The following is an 18,277-nucleotide window of genomic DNA, read 5'->3' on the forward strand; positions in this document are numbered from 1 at the left end:
AATTTGTGTGTATACAATTTATAAGATTATATTGCACTACTAAATAATTAACACTAAAAACAACAAAAATGAAAAAACTAATTTTAGGAGGAGCCTTATTATTAGCTCTAGGTTTATCTTTTACATCTTGTAGAGATACAAAAAAAGAAGGAAGCGTTGAAGATGCAATAGAAGCTACAGAAGACGCTGCTGAAGAAGCTGGTGAAGCAGTAGAAAACAGCGTAGAAGAAGCTGGCGAAGCAGTAGAAAACGCTGCTGAAGAAGCAGGAGATGCAATAGATGAAGCTGTTGATGCCGCTGGTGAAGCTGCTAACGGTGCTGCAGAGAAAGCTGGAGAAACTGTAGACAAAGCAGTTGATGCTACTAAAAAAGCTGCTAACGATGCTGTTGAAACTGCTAAAAAAGAAGCTAATAAATTAAAAGACAGTCACTAATAAGAGACTTCTAATTTTAAAATTTATGATGAAACCACCTAAACAGGTGGTTTTTTTATGATTAATTTTAAGAAAAGAGTGGATACTGGTACGAAACAGAATGCAAAACAAATGAATAGAACAATAAGTTAAATTATGGCAAATATACCTTTTACTTAAAAGTTACTGCTAATCGTCACTTAGGCTCAATAGCCCCTAAACTTGGAATGTTTTTAATTACATTTCCTATAATATCTTTTTTTGGTTTTAATTCTAAAGATTGAATTAAACCGTTGGCATCACTTTCCAATAGTTTTACTAAAATGCCTTTATTCTTAATTAAAGATACATTTTTAGGTATGTAATCTTCCGCTTTAATCCCTCCTTTATTTACAAAATCTGGATTCCCAAAAATTGGGGCTTCATCTACAATACCTACACCTGCTGGCCAACTTTTAGTATTGAGAAATAAATTATTCTTAAAAAAAACATTTTTTGCCAAATCTCCAGATACTTTATCTGGTTTGTATTGATCTCCCAAAACAGCTTTTGAATCGCCTTCTAAATAAAAAATATTATTTGCAATTAAAATACCATTACTAGTATTATCTATAGCAATTTTAGAAACAATTGTTGAGTCACTGTAAATAGTGTTATTATAAATATAAGAGTTTACAGGGCCTTTTCGTTCTTTGTTGCCACCTTGATAACCACTTAACCACAAAATTTTTCCTTCTTGGAATGCCCCGTTTTTACCTTTTATCCTGTAACCATCGTTTATACTAATGTTATAGCGGTACGCACAATTATAATTGTTACCTAATATTTCGCAAAAACCACCAGCATTATAAGCGCTAATATTATATTGCAAAACAATATTATCACAGTTAAAATCTATATGGGCGCCAGCCGAATCTCCAGGGCCGTTGGCGTATAAGAATTCATTTTTTTCGATTAAAACATGTGAAGAACCCCAAGTCCATAAACCACTTCCGCGTCCCCATTTTCTTGTATCGTCGGCATTACCAGAATGCGAAATAGTATTGTTAGCAACATAAACTGATGTAACACCAGACATTTGAATACCTGGGCCTCCTGTATGTTTTACAACATTATCTAAAATCTTAATATTGGAAATATTTTTATTAATACCTGTTAGTTTTATACCTGTATGAGACACGTTACTAATAGAACAATTCATGATTTTTACATCATCAATTATTGTTGTTTTGTTATTCATCACCCTAATGCCCCAGCCATATTTCTGGGTTCCGTTTGCTGTTCTTACTTCATCTTTGCCCCTATTAAAACCAGTGTTTTCATAATAAATATTATAAATGGTAATATTCTTAATTACTAAATGCCCCATTGCATCTAAGTTGTTGTTCCTTACCAAAATACCACAGCGCATTTTTGAGTTTTGTTTGGAATCTTCAGAGTATCCATTTGCTGTCAATTGAATATTACTAAGTTCTAAAAAACTAGAATCTTCAATTAAAACGCCATTGGGCAACCCTTTAAAATTAATTATAGCTGGACTTAAACTTTTGTTTGAATTCCACACAATACTAGTTATTACAATTGGTTTTTGAGCTGTTCCTTTTTTTCCAACAATAACAAGTCCGTTTGTATACGTTTCACCATGAGCCAATAAAAGTCTGTCTCCTGGTTTTAAATTTACTTTTGAAGCACGTTGTAAACTTTTAAAAGCATGCTTTTTAGAAATGCCAGTGTTTGTATCGCTTCCCGTTTTAGGATGCACAAAATAGTCTTTGGCAAACATATTGGTACAAAACAAAAAAACTGCAAATAAAATGATGGTTTTATAATATAAGGACATTGTATTATTCTTCAATAATTATGGTTTAAATACTTTTAATTTGTATTGTAGATTTTTAATGATTTAAAAGCGCTCTTTTATCTCTTGGTTCTTTATACAATGCTGGTTTATTATTCATTAAACGTTGGTGAATGTGGTAAGTAACATCCTCCCACGGTTTTCCTTCTTGCCAAAGTGGTGCCACCATTTGAGATTCCCAATGCAATAAACTTTTAGATATGTTTTTAAAGACAACAGTATCTGTAGTTGCTAAATTTGTAGTTTCAGATAGGTCGTTCGATAAATCATATAGCACGCTATCATAATTTTCTAGCCTAATAAGTTTATAATTCCCAATTCTAGCCCCCGCTTCACTAAGTTTACGCCAAAAGAGCTTATCGTGAGGATGTCCTTGTTTTTCACCTAATAAATACGGTAGTAAATTGGTGCCATCCAAAATTAAGTCATCATCCTTTTCTATACCAGCGGCAGCTAAGGAAGTGCTAAAAATATCTAACGAGGATGTTAAGCCATCAAATTTTTGGTGTTTTGCTATTTTACCTGGCCAACTTACAACAAATGGTACACGTTGCCCGCCTTCAAATTTATTCCCTTTCCACCCTTTTAAAGGACCTGTTTTAGAATTATTGTTATGCGCACCGCCATTATCGCTTATAAAATATATAAGGGTATTATCTAATAGTTTTAGTTCTTTTAGTTTGTTACGAAGTTTGCCTATGTTTTCATCTAAAGACCAAGTCATAGCCGCTAAAACCTGCCTTGGATGATCTTTATATTTTTTTAAATCTTCAGCTTTAGCTTCCATTGGCGTATGTACAGCATTATAAGCCAAATACATAAAAAATGGCCGGTTTTTGTTTTCTTCAACAAAACTTACAGAGCGGTCTCCAAGAACATCTGTAAGGTAGCCATCAAAAATAACACGCTCTCCGTTTTTTTGAAGCATATGGTTTTTTGATGGGTTTTGAATTGGAAAATAAGATCTCCCGCCTCCTAAAAACCCATAAAACTCATCAAAACCCCTATTATTAGGATGGTCTGATGGTGTAGCCCCTAAATGCCATTTCCCCAATGCAATAGTTTTATAGTTGTTTTTCTGAAAAACATCGGCCATAGTTATAACATTATCTGGTAAGCCTATATCTCCAGAAATAGCATCTCCAGTACCATTTGCTTCAAAACCAAAACGCTGTTGATACTTACCCGTAAGCATACCTGCTCTTGATGGTGCACAAACCGTAGCGCTAACATGGGCATCTGTAAAAACAACACCATCGCTGGCCAAATTATCTATGTGCGGTGTTTCTAAATCCTTACTGCCCATAAAACCAAAATCTACATAGCCAGCATCATCAACCACTATTACTATAATGTTTGGTTTATTATTTTCCTCTCCTGTTTTTGATGCCAATGTATTATGGTTTGATTTGTTTTTGCCACAAGCACATAACAATACCAAAATACCAGATAAGAAAAATGACTTTAAAAATTTAAAACGTATTACCATAGCACCATAATTCATATTATTTTATTAACAATGGTTAAAAAAGAGGTTCTAAGTGCTATACTTTAGAACCCCTTAACTTTCACTAAAACAAACTACTATTAACCAAACTAGCTTTATTGTTTAATAAACTTATAAGTTCCCACAGCATCTTCAATGTATGCTTTTACTACATAAACACCGTTAGCTAGATTAGAAACGTTAATTTCGTTGCTTTTACTAGCAAGTGTTTTATTAAAAACTTGTTTACCTAAAAGACTATATATTTCAACCTTATCTATATTTTTAGAGGCTGATAGTTTTATAAAATTATTTGCAGGATTAGGGTACGACTTGAAATTGAATTTTTGTAAGTCGGCCACCGATGCCGTTGGTGTTTCTACAATACTAAAATCATCCATTCTAGCGGAATTATTCGGACCACCAGCGGCACGTGATTGTTTTGCTACAAAAAACAGTAAATCTGCTTGAGGTGCAACAAAATCAAAAGTAAATTGATTCCAATTAGCATCAACAGTAGAAGGATCTACATAAAAACTAATAATAGGATCAAATTGTGTTCCATTACCTCCTGAATTGTCTCTTACAGATACAAAAATACCGTCTGTACTAGCTGGTTGCCCCTGACCAGAAACAAATAAGTTCCAAAATGTTACCGTGTATTGTGTACCAGGAACTGCAGTTATGTTTTGACGGAAATTTGAGAAATCGTTCCCCATATTTAAAAATTGGTCTCCGGTATGGGCATTTGCTGAATTTGAATTAATTGAAGGTTGGAAAGTAGCATTACCAATACCTGATGACCAAGGTGTTGATGCTGATGTTATTTTTCCTGTAGTAAGGCCTTCAAACCCTCCTCCTGAAAGAAGGTTTTGCCCATAACTAATAGATAGGGTTAATACTGCTAATAAAAAAGTAATTTTTTTCATAATGATTTAGTTTTAATAGTTAAAAATTGATTTACATTGGTTTATGTTTAGGCTTTCACAATATTTTAATCATGAAAGCCTATTTGTTATTCCTTTAGTTTTAAGGACACATCATCTAAAAATAAAGCGGGGTATGTAGCTCCTTTCCAAAACACTATTTTAAGTTGTGTAACACCTGCTGGTATTTCAAACTCATTAGTAACTTCTTCCCAAGTATCAGCTATTGGTGATTTATTTTCAAATTGAAATAAAAGATCATTTCCATTATTATTTCTTGCAACAAAACTTAAAGCTGGCTGGTCTTGGGTTAGCGGTTTGCTCCATCTTGCAAAATACTTAAGCGTATAGGTTTTACCAGGTTCTACCTCAGCAACTGTAAAAAACGAACCATCTTTATCATCAGTTCCTGCTCTACCAAAAAAATTGCCCGTATTTGCACCACCGCTAGTGTTTAAAACATTATTGTTATAACCTTTCCATGGTGCCTTCTGCCCAGTTTCAAACCCTCCATTTTCAATTAATTCATTGGGGTCTGCTACTACAACAAATTCGGTATCCTGTCCAGGGCCTATTTCGGTATTTGGGTTAATCTCAGCATATACTTCACCTAAAGCAGTAATTTTGCCATCGGCATCAAACAAAGCAGAAGGTGCCAATGGTGCTCTACCAAATCCATCAAACCAAGCATAACGGTGTATCCAATCCAGATTATCTAGTACAGGTAGAGCTTCACTCATAAAATTTATGACGTCTGCCTCACTGTGTTTATTGTTTGCTGCAGAACTAGCACTCCAATCTGCTACTGCAAATTCTGTAATCCAAATAGGCTTTTTGTATTCTTTGTAAGTATTTTTTAGCATATTTAAAAAACTTAGTACGTTTGGGCCTCCGTAACTATGTACTGTTACAAAATCAATTCTCAGTTCCAATTCCTCTGCTTTTTGCATGAACTCTTTCATCCAATTGTTAAGTGGACCAACAGTTGCCGGAGAGCCTAACGGCACGCCTAATTCTTCTAGTTTAGGCCACAAGGCTATGGCTTCATCAACCGTCATGTTAGCTTGAGAAGCACCATCGGGCTCGTTAAAACCTAAAACATATTTAACCTTACCTTCGTCTATAAGTTGTTTTATTTTGGCAAGTTCTGTATCGTTTACCGAACCTTTACCCCAAAACATAGGCACAAATTCTACATTTTCTGGAATTTCTTCTTTGAGTTCCCTACCCCAGCTATACATCCAATGCGCCGCAAGTTCATGGGTTTTGTGAGACCATGCCGCTTTGTTATTTGTATAAGCAATACCTCTCTTTTTTAATTTTTCTGCATCGGATAATTGAGGAATTTCCTCTTCAGGGAAAAAGGGTTCAGCAGCCACACCATCAAAGTCTCCTATTACATTTTTTTCACAGCTTGAAAATATTACCAAGCATAATAGTATCATTTTAAACTTTTTCATTTTCATTTTATTTAATTCAACTTTAACTTATTGCCAGTCTGGATGTTGTACCAAATTAGGATTAACATCAATTTCTGCTTGAGGAATTGGGAATACCTCAGATTTTCCACCTTGATATTGTGGATTGTAAGGTCCAACAGGGTCTGCAATAGCCCTGTTAAAAGCGTCTTCTATTTCTCCCCAACGTTTTAAATCCATAAAACGTAGGCCTTCCATAGCAAGCTCAACACGTCTTTCGTGTTTCACAATCTCTATCATTTGTTGTTGGTTAACACTTCCTTCAACATCTTCTACACTGGGCATACCTACTCTAGCTCTTATTTGATTTACTAATTGAGCAGCCCCAGAAATGTCTCCTGTTTCAGCCAAAGCCTCTGCACGCATCAATAAAATATCAGCATAACGTATTACATAAAAATCTTGGGAACCATCAGTAAAAGGTGCATTTCCATCGGCATCAGGACCTGTTCTAATATATTTTTTAGTTCCGAATGTTGTTGGACCATTACTTTGAAATGTTCTAAGCGGCTCTGTTAACCAAACTTCTCCACCATAATAAATAGTAGCGGTAGCTCTAGGATCTCTATTCGCTCCTCTGTTTGATGGGTTGTACAAAGGTGATGTTGTAATAGGCAAACCATCAGTACAATAGTAATCGTTTGCTAAATTTGGCATAGGGCGCAAATCTCCTTTTGGGAAAGCATTAAATGTTCCAGAAAACCTTTCACCATTATTAGTATCGTCGCCTCTTAAGAAACGAATAGAAAAAACTACCTCTGGAGACGTTTCGTTTTCTGGTGTAAATAAAGCTGCATAATCTGGATGTAATGCATACCCTAAGCCCATAGCTTCTTGCGTTAGAGCTAGCACTCCAAATTCACCATCGTATTGTTTGTTATAAAGTTGTACTCTAGCAAAAAGGCCAAGTGCAGCACCTTTTGTAGCATACCCATACAAATCGTCTGGCTGAGTTACTGGTAAAAAATCTACTGCAAATTTTAAATCCTCTCTTATCTGTGCTGTAATTTCGGCATAACTGCTTTTTGCAACAAATGCTTCCTGAAGTGTTTGTGGCGCTGTGATTAAGGGAGCATCTTCAAAATAAACAGCTATATTGAAATACATTAGAGCTCTTAAAAAGTACGCTTGACCCAGTAATTGGTTTTTGGTTTCTAATGGCACTAGGTCTTCAGATATGTCATTTACGTTTTTTATTACTGAATTTACTCTAGCTATACCTTGATAAAGGTCGGTCCAAATAGGAAGTATAGGACCACTTGCAGGATCTATCCTTCCTTCCATAAAATTACCAGGACCTTCCCATTTAAAATTGTTAAAAGCGTTGTCTCCTAAGCCATCAAATCCTGGAAATCCTTGAAAACCATTTAAATTCCCACCATACATTGTTCTTGATTGCAACGTAGAATAGACAGCATTTAGTGCTAAAAAGGCATCAGATTCGCTAGTCCAAAAATTATTTTCTGCAATTTGTGTTAAAGACGCTTTATCTATAAAATCGTCATTACAATTTGTTAGTGTTAAGGCAATAGATATTGCTATTATTATCTTTCTCATAGTTTTTATAGTTTTACGTTCATACCAAATGTTACTGTTTTGTAGAGTGGTGCGTTTCTGTTACTTTGGTTACCATTACCGCCTTCTGGGTCAAAATATTCTAAACCTGTAAACGTTACTAAGTTTTGCGCACCAATAAATACACGTAGTTTGCTAATATTCATTTTGCTTAATACATCTTTAGGTAATGAATACCCTATCTCTATATTTTTTAATCTTAAAAACGAGGTGTCTTGAATATAAAATGAAGAGACTACTGTGTTATTTTGCCCACCAACCCTTGGTAAATTGGTACTTGGATTTTCTGGTGTCCATCTATCTAACCAATAGGTTAGTACATTACTTCTATCATCGCCCATAGGTAAATTACCATTACCCATTAATAATCTATCTACACCTTGAACACCTTGAAATAAGAAATTAAAATCGAAACCACCGTATTCTAGAGAACCATTAAAGTTTATGAGTAGGTCTGGGTTTGGATTACCAATAACAGTTCTATCATCAGCATTTACAACGCCATCTGGTACACCGTCTGGCCCAGAGATATCGGCATATCTTAAATCTCCCGGAGCCGTAGTAGCGTTTCCGAATTGTGTTGGTGCGTTAGCAATTTCTTCTACAGATTGAAAAACACCAATAGCTTGGTAACCATAATACGACCTGAAGGCCTCGCCTATTCTAATAATATTGGTACCCGTTATGGTTTCTTCACCGCCTTCTCCTAGTCCAGTTACCTCATTCTTTAAAAATTTAGTAAGATTAGTACCAATACTAAATTTAGCCTTACCTAAATTACCTCTATAGTTTACGCCAAGCTCTAGCCCGTTATTAACCATAGATGCAGCATTTTGCGCAGCAAGATTGGTAATACCAAGTGTATTTGGAATTGGGAAATTAGTATATAAAATATCTCTACTATTTCTGCTAAAATAATCGGCAATAAGCTCTACTTTATTTTTAAACAAGCTTAAATCTAGTCCAATATCATACTGCTCTGTTTCTTCCCACCTTATGGTTGGGTTTGCCAAACTTGTAACTGCAACACCTACAACTGTTGCATCGTTACCCAAAACATAGTCTATGCCAGGGTTGTAATTTTGAGCAAAAATATAGTTACCAATACGGTCGTTACCACTTATACCCCAACTTGCTCTTAATTTAAGATTACTAATAACATTAGAGTCTTTCATAAAGTTTTCTTCAGAAATCCTCCATCCTAAAGACCCTGAGGGGAAATTTCCATATTTGTTACCTAAACCAAATTTAGAAGAGCCATCGCGTCTTAAATTAAATTCAGCTAAGTACTTCCCTTTATAATTATAGTTTAATCTACCAAAAAACGATTGGTAGGCTTCTTCTGAAGCGCCACCTGATACTGCTGGCTCTATAACACCACCCGCATTGAATTCTTCTAAATTATCTGTTGGAAAACCACTTAACTGGCCCGAAAAACCATCTACTCTGTTATAAAAAACAGAATGGCCCAGTAGCACACCAAAAGTATGTGCCTCATCTATAGTTTTATTATATCGTAATATATTCTCGTTTAATAGAGTGTATTGAAAACCGGTTGAATTATTTAAGTTATTAAGTGAATTTATAATTACTGGGTTTCCAGCCCAATCGTTTTCTAGTAATGTTGGCGTAAAATCCGAACTATTATTATAGATAATATTAGCACTTCCACTTGTTTCAAACGATAAGTCTTCAGACAGTTTAAACGACAAACCTATTCTTTGGCTTATATTAATTTGATCACTTTCAAAATTTCCTAAGTAACCTCTGCGTAAAGGGTTTTGAGTTAAGAATGAAAAGTTTGAATTTTCGTAAGCACCATCTACAATACCATATTCACCATTGCTGTAAAAAACAGGAATTGTAGGTGCTGCTCTTTGGAAGGAATAAATAATACCATTATCGCCATCAAAAGCATTTTGCCCTCCTGTAGGCCCTTCATTTCGTCTCCAAAATGCATTGGTTACACTACTTAAGGTAAACCAATCGTTTAACTTAGAGTTTAAATTTAAACTCAAATTAAAACGCTCTGTCTTAAATTTACTTTTTACAATAGCATCCTGCCCTAGGTATCCAAGAGATACTCTGTAGGTTGATTTGGCATTACCACCAGAAAACGAAACGTTATGATTTTGCATTGATGCTGTTCTCAACACCTCTTCTGCCCAATTTGTGTTACCAAATTGATCTGGTAAACTTCCTGTTCTAATCGCTTCAACTTGCTCATCGGTATATCTTGGAATAAACCCCGGCCCATCTTCGTTTCTAAACTTTTCGTTTATTAAGTTGGCATAGTCTAACGCGCCAAGAAACTCTGGAACAACAGTAGCATTTTGCATGCCATAAAAACCGTTGTAACTTATTTCAAATTTATCTTTAGTACCTTTTCTTGTGGTTACCAAAATTACACCATTGGCACCTCTGGCTCCATATATCGCTCCTGCCGATGCATCTTTAAGCACCGTTACACTTTCAATATCTGAAGGTGCAAGATTGTTAAAGGCTGCCAAATCATCGTATTGAATATTATCAATTACCACTAGCGGCGTACTGTTACCAAATGTACCTATACCTCTAATTACAATTGAAGACCCGTCTGCTCCAGGATTTCCTGATGTTTGCGTTAACTGCACTCCAGAAAACCTACCATATAGTAACTGACCCGAATTGGTTACTGGCTGATTTATTTCTTCTGTAAAAGTAACTGATTGCAAGGCCCCTGTTAGATTAACCTTTTTCTGTGTGCCATAACCAACAACAACTACCTCTTCTAATTGGGCTGCATCCTCTTGTAAGGTTACATTATAGGTTTTGTTAGAACCAATGGTAATGGTAGCTTTTTTAAAGCCTACATAAGAAATTTCTAGTACATCGCCCTGGCTAGCTTCAATTGAAAATCCTCCATCAAAGTCTGTAGTGGTGCCTTTGTTAGTCCCGGAAACTAATATTGTTGCCCCTGGTAGCGGTTGCGAATTTTCGTCTGTTACCACTCCAGAAATTGTGCTTTGGGCAAAAGCGACTTGTCCTAGCGACATTAGTAACAATAAATAAAAAATAGATACTTTCATAAATTTAGTTTTGAGTTGAGTTTAATTTCATGATAATTAGTTTTACCAAATGTAAGCACACCCCTAATTTCTTAGAGGTGTATATAAGTCAAATAATAGGTGATATAGATTATTTAGGTATTTGCAGTATTAAAGCTTACTATTCTTAGCTTTTTCCCTATACTTAGAAGGCAAACAGTTAAATTGTTTTTTAAATGAATCCTTAAAATATTTATAGTCGTTAAAACCAACCTCGTAAGCAATTTCATTTAAATTTAAATCGTTTGAAGTAATAATAATTTGCGCTGCTTTCTTCAAACGGATAGACCTTATAAAAGCGGTTAAGGATAGCCCTGTTAAAGATTTAATTTTTCTGAATAAGGTAGATTGACTCATATTTAACTCATCTACCATATTATCGATACCAAAGCTAGGATTATGCAAATTATCTTCAACCAATAAAATGGCCTTATTAATAAATAGGTTCTCAGGATCTATATTTTTTTCAGTACTCGTTTGTGCCGATGGCTCAAAACGTACTTTATTAAGCAAGTGCGCTCTTAGTTTTTCCCTGTTTTCTAACAAGCTAGCAATTCTTGCTTTTACTACAGTGGCATTAAATGGCTTAGTAATATAATCGTTTGCTCCTGTTTGTAAACCCTGTATTTCGAAAACAGAAGACGATCTAGCTGTTAATAATATAATGGGAATGTGCGAGGTAGTTATTTGAGATTTTAACTCTTTACAAAGGGTTATACCGTCTTTACCAGGCATCATTACATCGCTAATAATTAAATCGGGGATTTCTGTAGAGGCTATTTCAAATCCTGTGTTACCATTGTCGGCCTTAGTTATTGAGTATGTTTCCTGCAAAATATCAGTTAAATACTCTAGTATTTCTAAATTATCATCTATTATAAGTACACTATGCTCTTTCTGCTTTAAGTTTAAATTTTCTTTTACTTGAGGTGTTGATAATGTATCGTAAGCCTTAATATTATCTGTGTTTAGAAAACTTTCATTTATTTCCCCTTTATATAAACTTGGATCTAACGATAGCTTTATTACAAACTCTGTGCCTTTACTTTTTTTGCTCGTAACGGCTATAGTGCCATGGTGTAATTCAATAATTTTCTTTGAAAACGCTAACCCAATACCACTACCAATCATTCTAGCTGTTTCAGCAGATTTAATTTGAAAAAAACGATCAAAAATTTTATCTAAATCCTCTTCATCCATACCTATTCCTGTGTCTTTTATTGAAATAACACAAAAACCAGATGCTTCACTTAAAGTCATAGTAATTTTACCCCCAGGATTACTATATTTTATAGCGTTAGAAAGTAAATTACACAGAACTATTTCCATTTTATTGCGGTCGAATGGAAAAAATATGCTCTCTTCTTCTGCCTTAAATTTGTATTTAATATTTTTAGATTTTGCCAGTTGTTTGAAGTATAAAAAAACTTCATTTGAAAACCTTATAAAATTACCGTAAGAAACACTAAGCGTTAACAAACCGTTATCGGCCTTTCTAAAATCTAACAGTTGATTTATTAGGTTTAATAATCTATTAGAGTTCTTATCAATAATAGACAGATTTTTAGATACTTTTTGGGGCAAGTTTGTAGTTTCTAAAAGTTCCTGTAAAGGCGTTATAATTAGTGTTAAGGGCGTTCTAAACTCATGAGAGATATTGGTAAAAAAGTTTAGTTTTGCTTCACTTAATTCCATTTCCTTTTCTTTGTCTATCCTTGCTATTTCTAAACTATTTTTAAGCTTTAATTTGTATGTATTAGAGCGCATTAAATAAGCTATAATCGCTAATACAACAAGGGAATATATAATTAAGGCCAGAGGGCTTTTCCAAGGTGAGCCCAACAGTATAATATCTATCGATTTGGGAACACTCCAATTACGCCCATCTCTAGAGCCTTGTACTTTAAGCGTATAGGTATTTGGTGTTAAACCTGCAAAATTAATTTCGTTTCTGTTAAGTAGATTTATCCATTCATCATGATACCCCTCTAAGAGGTACCTGTATTTTATGTTTAGTGTTCCAAGAAAGTCGTTAGCAACAAATCGAGTTGAAAAAAAATTATCTTGGTGCGTTAATTTTATTTTATCAACGTAGTTAAAACTTTTATCTAAAATAGTATTGTTAGTATTATACTCTATAAGCTCATTATTAACCCGTAAGCCTGTAAAAATAATTTCTGGGACAGTATTAAAATTTTTTATTTCTGATGGATTAAAAAAGGTAATATTATCAATACCACCAAAATATATAGTTTCGCTGTTATAATTATAATAACTTCTATTGTTAAAAGATGTAGATCTTACACCATTAATATCGCCATAACTAATTATAGATGTATTCGCATCATTATACTTTACAATTTCGGTGTGCGTTGTTAACCATAGGTTGTGCTTATTATCAAAGGTTAAGGCACAAATAAAATCACTATTTAAGCCATCTTCTTCAGTAATTATGTTTTCTATGGTAAGCTTACTATTGCTATAATGTAATTTTATTAATCCGCTAGGTGTGGCAAGCCATATAAATTGGCCATTTATTTCTAAATCATTAATTATTACACTTGGTAATTTTTCTTCTAATAGTGAAGATTGATGTATAAATCGTTTTTTACTTTTCTCGAACAAATGTAGGCCGTTGTAGGTGCTTATCCACACATTTCCAGCTGTATCTTTCTGTATATCGGTAATACGATTGCTTTCTATTTTTTTATTGCTTTTTCTGTTCTCAGAATATAACACATAAGCGTTTGGATTATTTATATCCACCATATTTACTATAGCTATACCCAGTTGTTGCGTACCTATATACATGGTATCATTTTCAATTAAAAATGCTGTGATTTTTCCAAGAGTTTTAGAATGTTGAATGATTATTTCCAATTTAAGGTCGTAAATATAAAAACCAAATTGCGTGCCTATATATAGCTTTTCCTCATGCTCGTATAACACATTAACTTTCTGGTTACCAATGCCTTTAATTTGTTTTAAATTAGAAAAATCTTTACCGTAATACAAACCAGAAAAAAGAGTTCCAAGAAAAATATTGTCTTTATTTTTGTGTAGGCAAGTAAAATTTAAATGCTCTTTTAATTCCTCGTTATTTATAAGTTTATCTGCATTATTAAATCCGTTTCCCTCTAATAATTTAACAACACCGCCATTTGCTGTGGCAAGCCATGTTACGTTATTTTTATCTTGGTGTATTGCTAATATAGTATTGTAATTGTCACTTATTTTTTCAGGGCTATCTGCAACCAATTCAATTTTACTAAACGTAGTTAAGTCTTCATTACTTCTATAAACGCCTTTTCCCCAAGTACCAATCCAAATTCTATTATAAGCATCTAAACAGAGTTTTTTTGAAAAATTGCTGGTAACTCCTGTTTCTAAAACCTCAATAGTCTCTGTATCATAATTAAAACTGTAAATTTCAGTAGTATCAGAGCTTGAAGCCATCCAAACTTTATTTCTACTAGCATCTGATAATATATCGGTGAGTTGGCCTTTAACACTAAACACCTGCATATTATCTTTTAATGTGTTATAGAAGTGTAATTTATTACCAACACAAAACCACATGTTATTATTAAAATCTTTAATAATACTGTATATGGCTTGATTGCTATTATACTGTTTTAATAGTTTTTTGTTTTTGTAGTCAATAACAAAAACGCCATTACTCCAAGTACCAACCCATATATTACCATTAACATCTTGCGCTAGTGCAGTAATTCTTAAATCTCCTTCGTTCCTAAGATCAATTAAACTATTGTAGGTTTTAACTAGGTTATTTTTAACATCTAAGATGGATAGACCTCCACTTTTTGTGCCTATCCAAATATTAGAATCTGCATCCTTAAACAGTACCTCTATATTTTCGTTCAGTAATTCATTGTATACAGAACCAGGTTTTATATACTCAAAATCGTAACCATTAAATTTGGTTATGCCATTTTCGGTTCCAATCCATTTAATATTTAAATCATCACTTACAATACTTGTAACATAATTATGCGACAAACCTTGTTCGGTGGTAATAAAATCAACAACATAATTAATGTTATTTTCTTGTGAAAAAACAAAACATGAGAATAATAGCTGTATTACAAATAATAATGGTCTCATAAAATATTTAAAGAAGTTTTTAGCCAAAAACAAGCTTTAGCACTTAGTTTAAGCCTTAAACAAGGTACAAAAACCTTATTCGTAAATTTATGAAGATATTTTATAAGATAGCTCATTAATATAGCCATTAACTGCTCCACAACCAACACCAAATAAATTAAAACTCTTTATATCAGTAATTTAAAAAAGACTAATGACCTTAGCGCTACCCTAAATTGAGCTTATTACACCACGAAATTTAGGTGTTTCTGTAATATATTTGAAATTGAACGATTTGGTAACTTTTTAATTTTTACAGTTACAATTCTATGTGCAAAAAATTTTATATATTTTTTTTATTGCTTAATGTACTAGGTACAATTAGCTCACAAAATAGTTCTATTAGTTTAGAAAGCGCTCCTAACATTATAATTATACTAGCAGACGATCTAGGTTTTAAAGATGTAGGCTTTAATGGCTGTGAAGATATACCCACTCCAAACATAGATAAAATTGCTTCTCAAGGCGTAAAATTCACTAATGCTTATGTTACTTATGCTGTATGTGGCCCAAGTAGAGCAGGCCTAATTACTGGACGCTATCAAGATAGATTTGGATTTGGAAGAAACCCGTTATTTGCCCCAAACGACCCCAATATGGGGTTGCCCTTAACCGAAGAAACTTTAGCAAGTGCATTAAAAAAAGCCAACTACAAATCTATTGCTTTAGGCAAATGGCACTTGGGAGCCCATGAAAGTTTGCGACCATTACGTAGAGGTTTTGATGATTTTTATGGCTTTTTAAGTGGTGGACATCAATATTTCCCAGAACTATGGACCTTAAAAGACGAATATGAAGTAAAAGCACAATTTGATGCTTATAAAACCAAACTACTACGAGACAATGAACGTGTAGAGGAAAAAGAATATCTTACAGATGCACTCTCACGAGAAGCTGTAAATTATATTGAAAAATATAAAATGCAACCTTTCTTTATGTACCTAGCCTATAATGCACCACACACACCCTTGCAAGCAACAGATAAATATTTAAACAGGTTTACTAACATTAAGGATACAAAACGAAAAACCTATGCAGCCATGGTAAGCGCCATGGATGACGGTGTTGGTTTAATTTTAAACAAACTTGAAACTTTAGGATTAGCTGAAAATACCATTGTTTTCTTCCTGTCAGATAACGGTGGGCCAGAAAACCACAACGCATCTAATAATGGGGTTTTACGAGATGGCAAAGGCAGCCTTTTTGAAGGTGGCATTCACGTACCTTTTGCTATGAAATGGCCTAATAAAATATCTGCTGGCTTAATTTATAATGCGCCAGTACTTTCTCTAGATATTTTTGCTACAGCTATTGCACAAGCTCCAGTAGCAATTACAACTAAAAACCAAATAGATGGTGTAAACTTAGTTCCATTTTTAACTGGTAAAAATACTTCAAACCCTCATGAATACATGTTTTGGAGAAAGTTTGATGCTCATAATTTTGCAACGCGCGATAGCTTTGGAAATAAAATGATATTTATTAAAGCAAACAATATGCTTTTTAACCTGAAACAAAATATTTCTGAAACAGAAAATTTAATAGAAACACACCCTGAAACTTTCAATCATTTAAAACAAAAATATGATGATTGGAAAAGTAAAATGTTAGATCCTATTTTTTTAGGCTTAAATACAAACGAAGCCTATAATAAAACACACCCAAATAGATTTGTTAGAGACAATAACCAAAAACAATAATAAACGCCAAATGAAAAAAATAGCATACATACTGTTAACCTTTCTCGTTGTATTTGCTTCATGTAAAAATAACAACGAAGCACAAAAAGACACATTACCCCAGAAAGAACAACAAAAATTACCCAACATTATTTTTATCTATGCCGATGATTTGGGCTACGGAGATGTTGGTGCTTACGGAGCTACAGAAATACAAACACCAAACATGGATAGGCTAGCTAAAAAGGGAGTAAAATTTACCAATGGTTATGCAACCTCAGCAACATGTTCTCCCAGTAGATTTGCTTTATTAACAGGCATTTACCCATGGCGTAACAAAAAAGCAAAAATTCTGGAAGGTTCAGCGCCTTTAATTATTGATACAACACAAATTACACTTCCTAAAATACTAAAATCTAAAGGCTACAAAACAGGTATTGTTGGCAAATGGCATCTAGGTTTAGGAGATGGTGATGTAGATTGGAACGGGCGCATTTCACCAGGGCCAAACGAGGTTGGTTTCGATTATAGCTACATTATGGCAGCTACCCAAGATAGAGTACCTACTGTATATATAAAAAATGGCTTTGTAGAAGGCTTAGACCCTAACGACCCTATACAAGTAAGTTACTCTAAAAATTTTGAAGGAGAACCAACAGGAACTGATAACCCAGAGCTTTTAAAAATGGTTGGCGACCCACAGCACAGTAACAGCATAAATAATGGGGTACCACGTATTGGATATATGAAAGGTGGCACATCTGCAAAGTGGATAGACGAAGATATGGCAGACACTTTTTTAAAAGAAGCACAAAACTACATTGTAACACAAAAAAACAATCCCTTTTTCTTGTATTACGCTTTACAACAGCCCCATGTACCTCGCACACCGCACCCTAGGTTTGTTGGAACATCTGGCATGGGACCTCGCGGTGATGTTATTGTTGAGGCAGATTGGTGTATTGGAGAGTTGTTAAAAACCCTAGAAAACGAAAATTTATTAGAAAACACACTCATTGTGTTTTCTAGTGATAATGGTCCTGTTCTAGATGATGGGTATGTAGACAATGCTAATGAAAAACTTGGTAACCACAAGCCCTGGGGAGATCTAAGAGGCGGTAAATATAGCCTCTTTGAAGCTGGAACACGTGTACCGTTTGTAACTTATTGGAAAGGTAGAATAGCCCCTAAAACCTCAGATGCCTTAGTGTCCCAAGTTGATTTATTATCATCTTTATCCTCTCTTGTAGATGGTGAAGTCCCTAAAACCGATAGTAAAAACTTACTAAATACGTTTTTAGGCGAAACCACACAGGGAAGAGAAAACTTAATTATTGAAGCTACAACCCGTACTGCATTAAGAGCGGGCGACTGGATATTAATTCCTCCCTACAAAGGACCCGCAGTAAACAAAATAAAAAATATAGAAACAGGTAACTCGAAAGAATATCAACTCTATAACTTGAAAAAAGATATTGGTCAGAAAAACAATCTAGCAAAGCATAACCCTGAAAAATTAGAAGAGATGATAAACACGTTCGAATCTATAAGAGGCAAATCTTACAGCGATACCGAAGAACCTGTGTTTAGGTAAAATTAATATTTATTAGCT

Annotated in this window: 10 protein-coding genes; 3 read left to right on the forward strand and 7 right to left on the reverse strand. The window is 34.1% G+C overall.

The genetic code is table 11. The features are described from left to right. The first annotated feature begins 68 nt into the window (after nucleotides 1-68). Nucleotides 69-434, forward strand: coding sequence for a hypothetical protein (locus CLV33_RS10280; RefSeq protein ID WP_105473829.1), 366 nt, complete (start codon nucleotides 69-71; stop codon nucleotides 432-434). Between the two features lie 175 nt (nucleotides 435-609). Here CLV33_RS10280 and CLV33_RS10285 read toward each other — a convergent pair whose 3' ends face one another. The 7 genes from CLV33_RS10285 to CLV33_RS10315 form a co-directional block, all read right to left on the reverse strand. Further along, nucleotides 610-2,268, reverse strand: coding sequence for a right-handed parallel beta-helix repeat-containing protein (locus CLV33_RS10285; protein WP_211297558.1), 1,659 nt, complete (start codon nucleotides 2,266-2,268; stop codon nucleotides 610-612). A gap of 40 nt (nucleotides 2,269-2,308) precedes the next feature. After that, on the reverse strand, nucleotides 2,309-3,775 hold the full coding sequence (locus tag CLV33_RS10290) for a sulfatase-like hydrolase/transferase (protein ID WP_105473831.1): 1,467 nt from the start codon (nucleotides 3,773-3,775) through the stop codon (nucleotides 2,309-2,311). Between the two features lie 98 nt (nucleotides 3,776-3,873). Then, the gene (locus tag CLV33_RS10295; protein ID WP_105473832.1) at nucleotides 3,874-4,686 is read right to left on the reverse strand and encodes a T9SS type A sorting domain-containing protein; all 813 of its coding nucleotides are present in this window, start codon (nucleotides 4,684-4,686) and stop codon (nucleotides 3,874-3,876) included. Nucleotides 4,687-4,772: 86 nt separating this feature from the next. After that, complete coding sequence (locus tag CLV33_RS10300; protein ID WP_170064004.1) at nucleotides 4,773-6,143, reverse strand: glycosyl hydrolase; 1,371 nt, start codon at nucleotides 6,141-6,143, stop codon at nucleotides 4,773-4,775. 27 nt (nucleotides 6,144-6,170) lie between these two features. Next, entirely contained in the window at nucleotides 6,171-7,718 is a 1,548-nt protein-coding gene (locus CLV33_RS10305) for a RagB/SusD family nutrient uptake outer membrane protein (RefSeq protein ID WP_105473834.1), read from the reverse strand. 5 nt (nucleotides 7,719-7,723) lie between these two features. Continuing rightward, nucleotides 7,724-10,804: a SusC/RagA family TonB-linked outer membrane protein gene (locus tag CLV33_RS10310; protein WP_105473835.1), complete on the reverse strand. Its 3,081-nt coding sequence runs from the start codon at nucleotides 10,802-10,804 to the stop codon at nucleotides 7,724-7,726. 129 nt (nucleotides 10,805-10,933) lie between these two features. After that, nucleotides 10,934-14,947, reverse strand: a complete 4,014-nt coding sequence (locus tag CLV33_RS10315) for a hybrid sensor histidine kinase/response regulator transcription factor (protein WP_105473836.1) — start codon at nucleotides 14,945-14,947, stop codon at nucleotides 10,934-10,936. Nucleotides 14,948-15,255: 308 nt separating this feature from the next. Here CLV33_RS10315 and CLV33_RS10320 point away from each other — a divergent pair, with 308 nt between their 5' ends. Both CLV33_RS10320 and CLV33_RS10325 read left to right on the forward strand, forming a co-directional pair. After that, on the forward strand, nucleotides 15,256-16,686 hold the full coding sequence (locus CLV33_RS10320; protein ID WP_105473837.1) for a sulfatase-like hydrolase/transferase: 1,431 nt from the start codon (nucleotides 15,256-15,258) through the stop codon (nucleotides 16,684-16,686). A 10-nt stretch (nucleotides 16,687-16,696) separates the two neighbouring features. Further along, a complete protein-coding gene (locus CLV33_RS10325) occupies nucleotides 16,697-18,259 on the forward strand; it encodes a sulfatase family protein (RefSeq protein ID WP_105473838.1) in 1,563 nt (520 codons plus the stop codon). Nucleotides 18,260-18,277: the final 18 nt, after the last annotated feature.

This window comes from Jejuia pallidilutea, from assembly GCF_002973595.1.
GTDB classification, from domain to species: domain Bacteria; phylum Bacteroidota; class Bacteroidia; order Flavobacteriales; family Flavobacteriaceae; genus Jejuia; species Jejuia pallidilutea.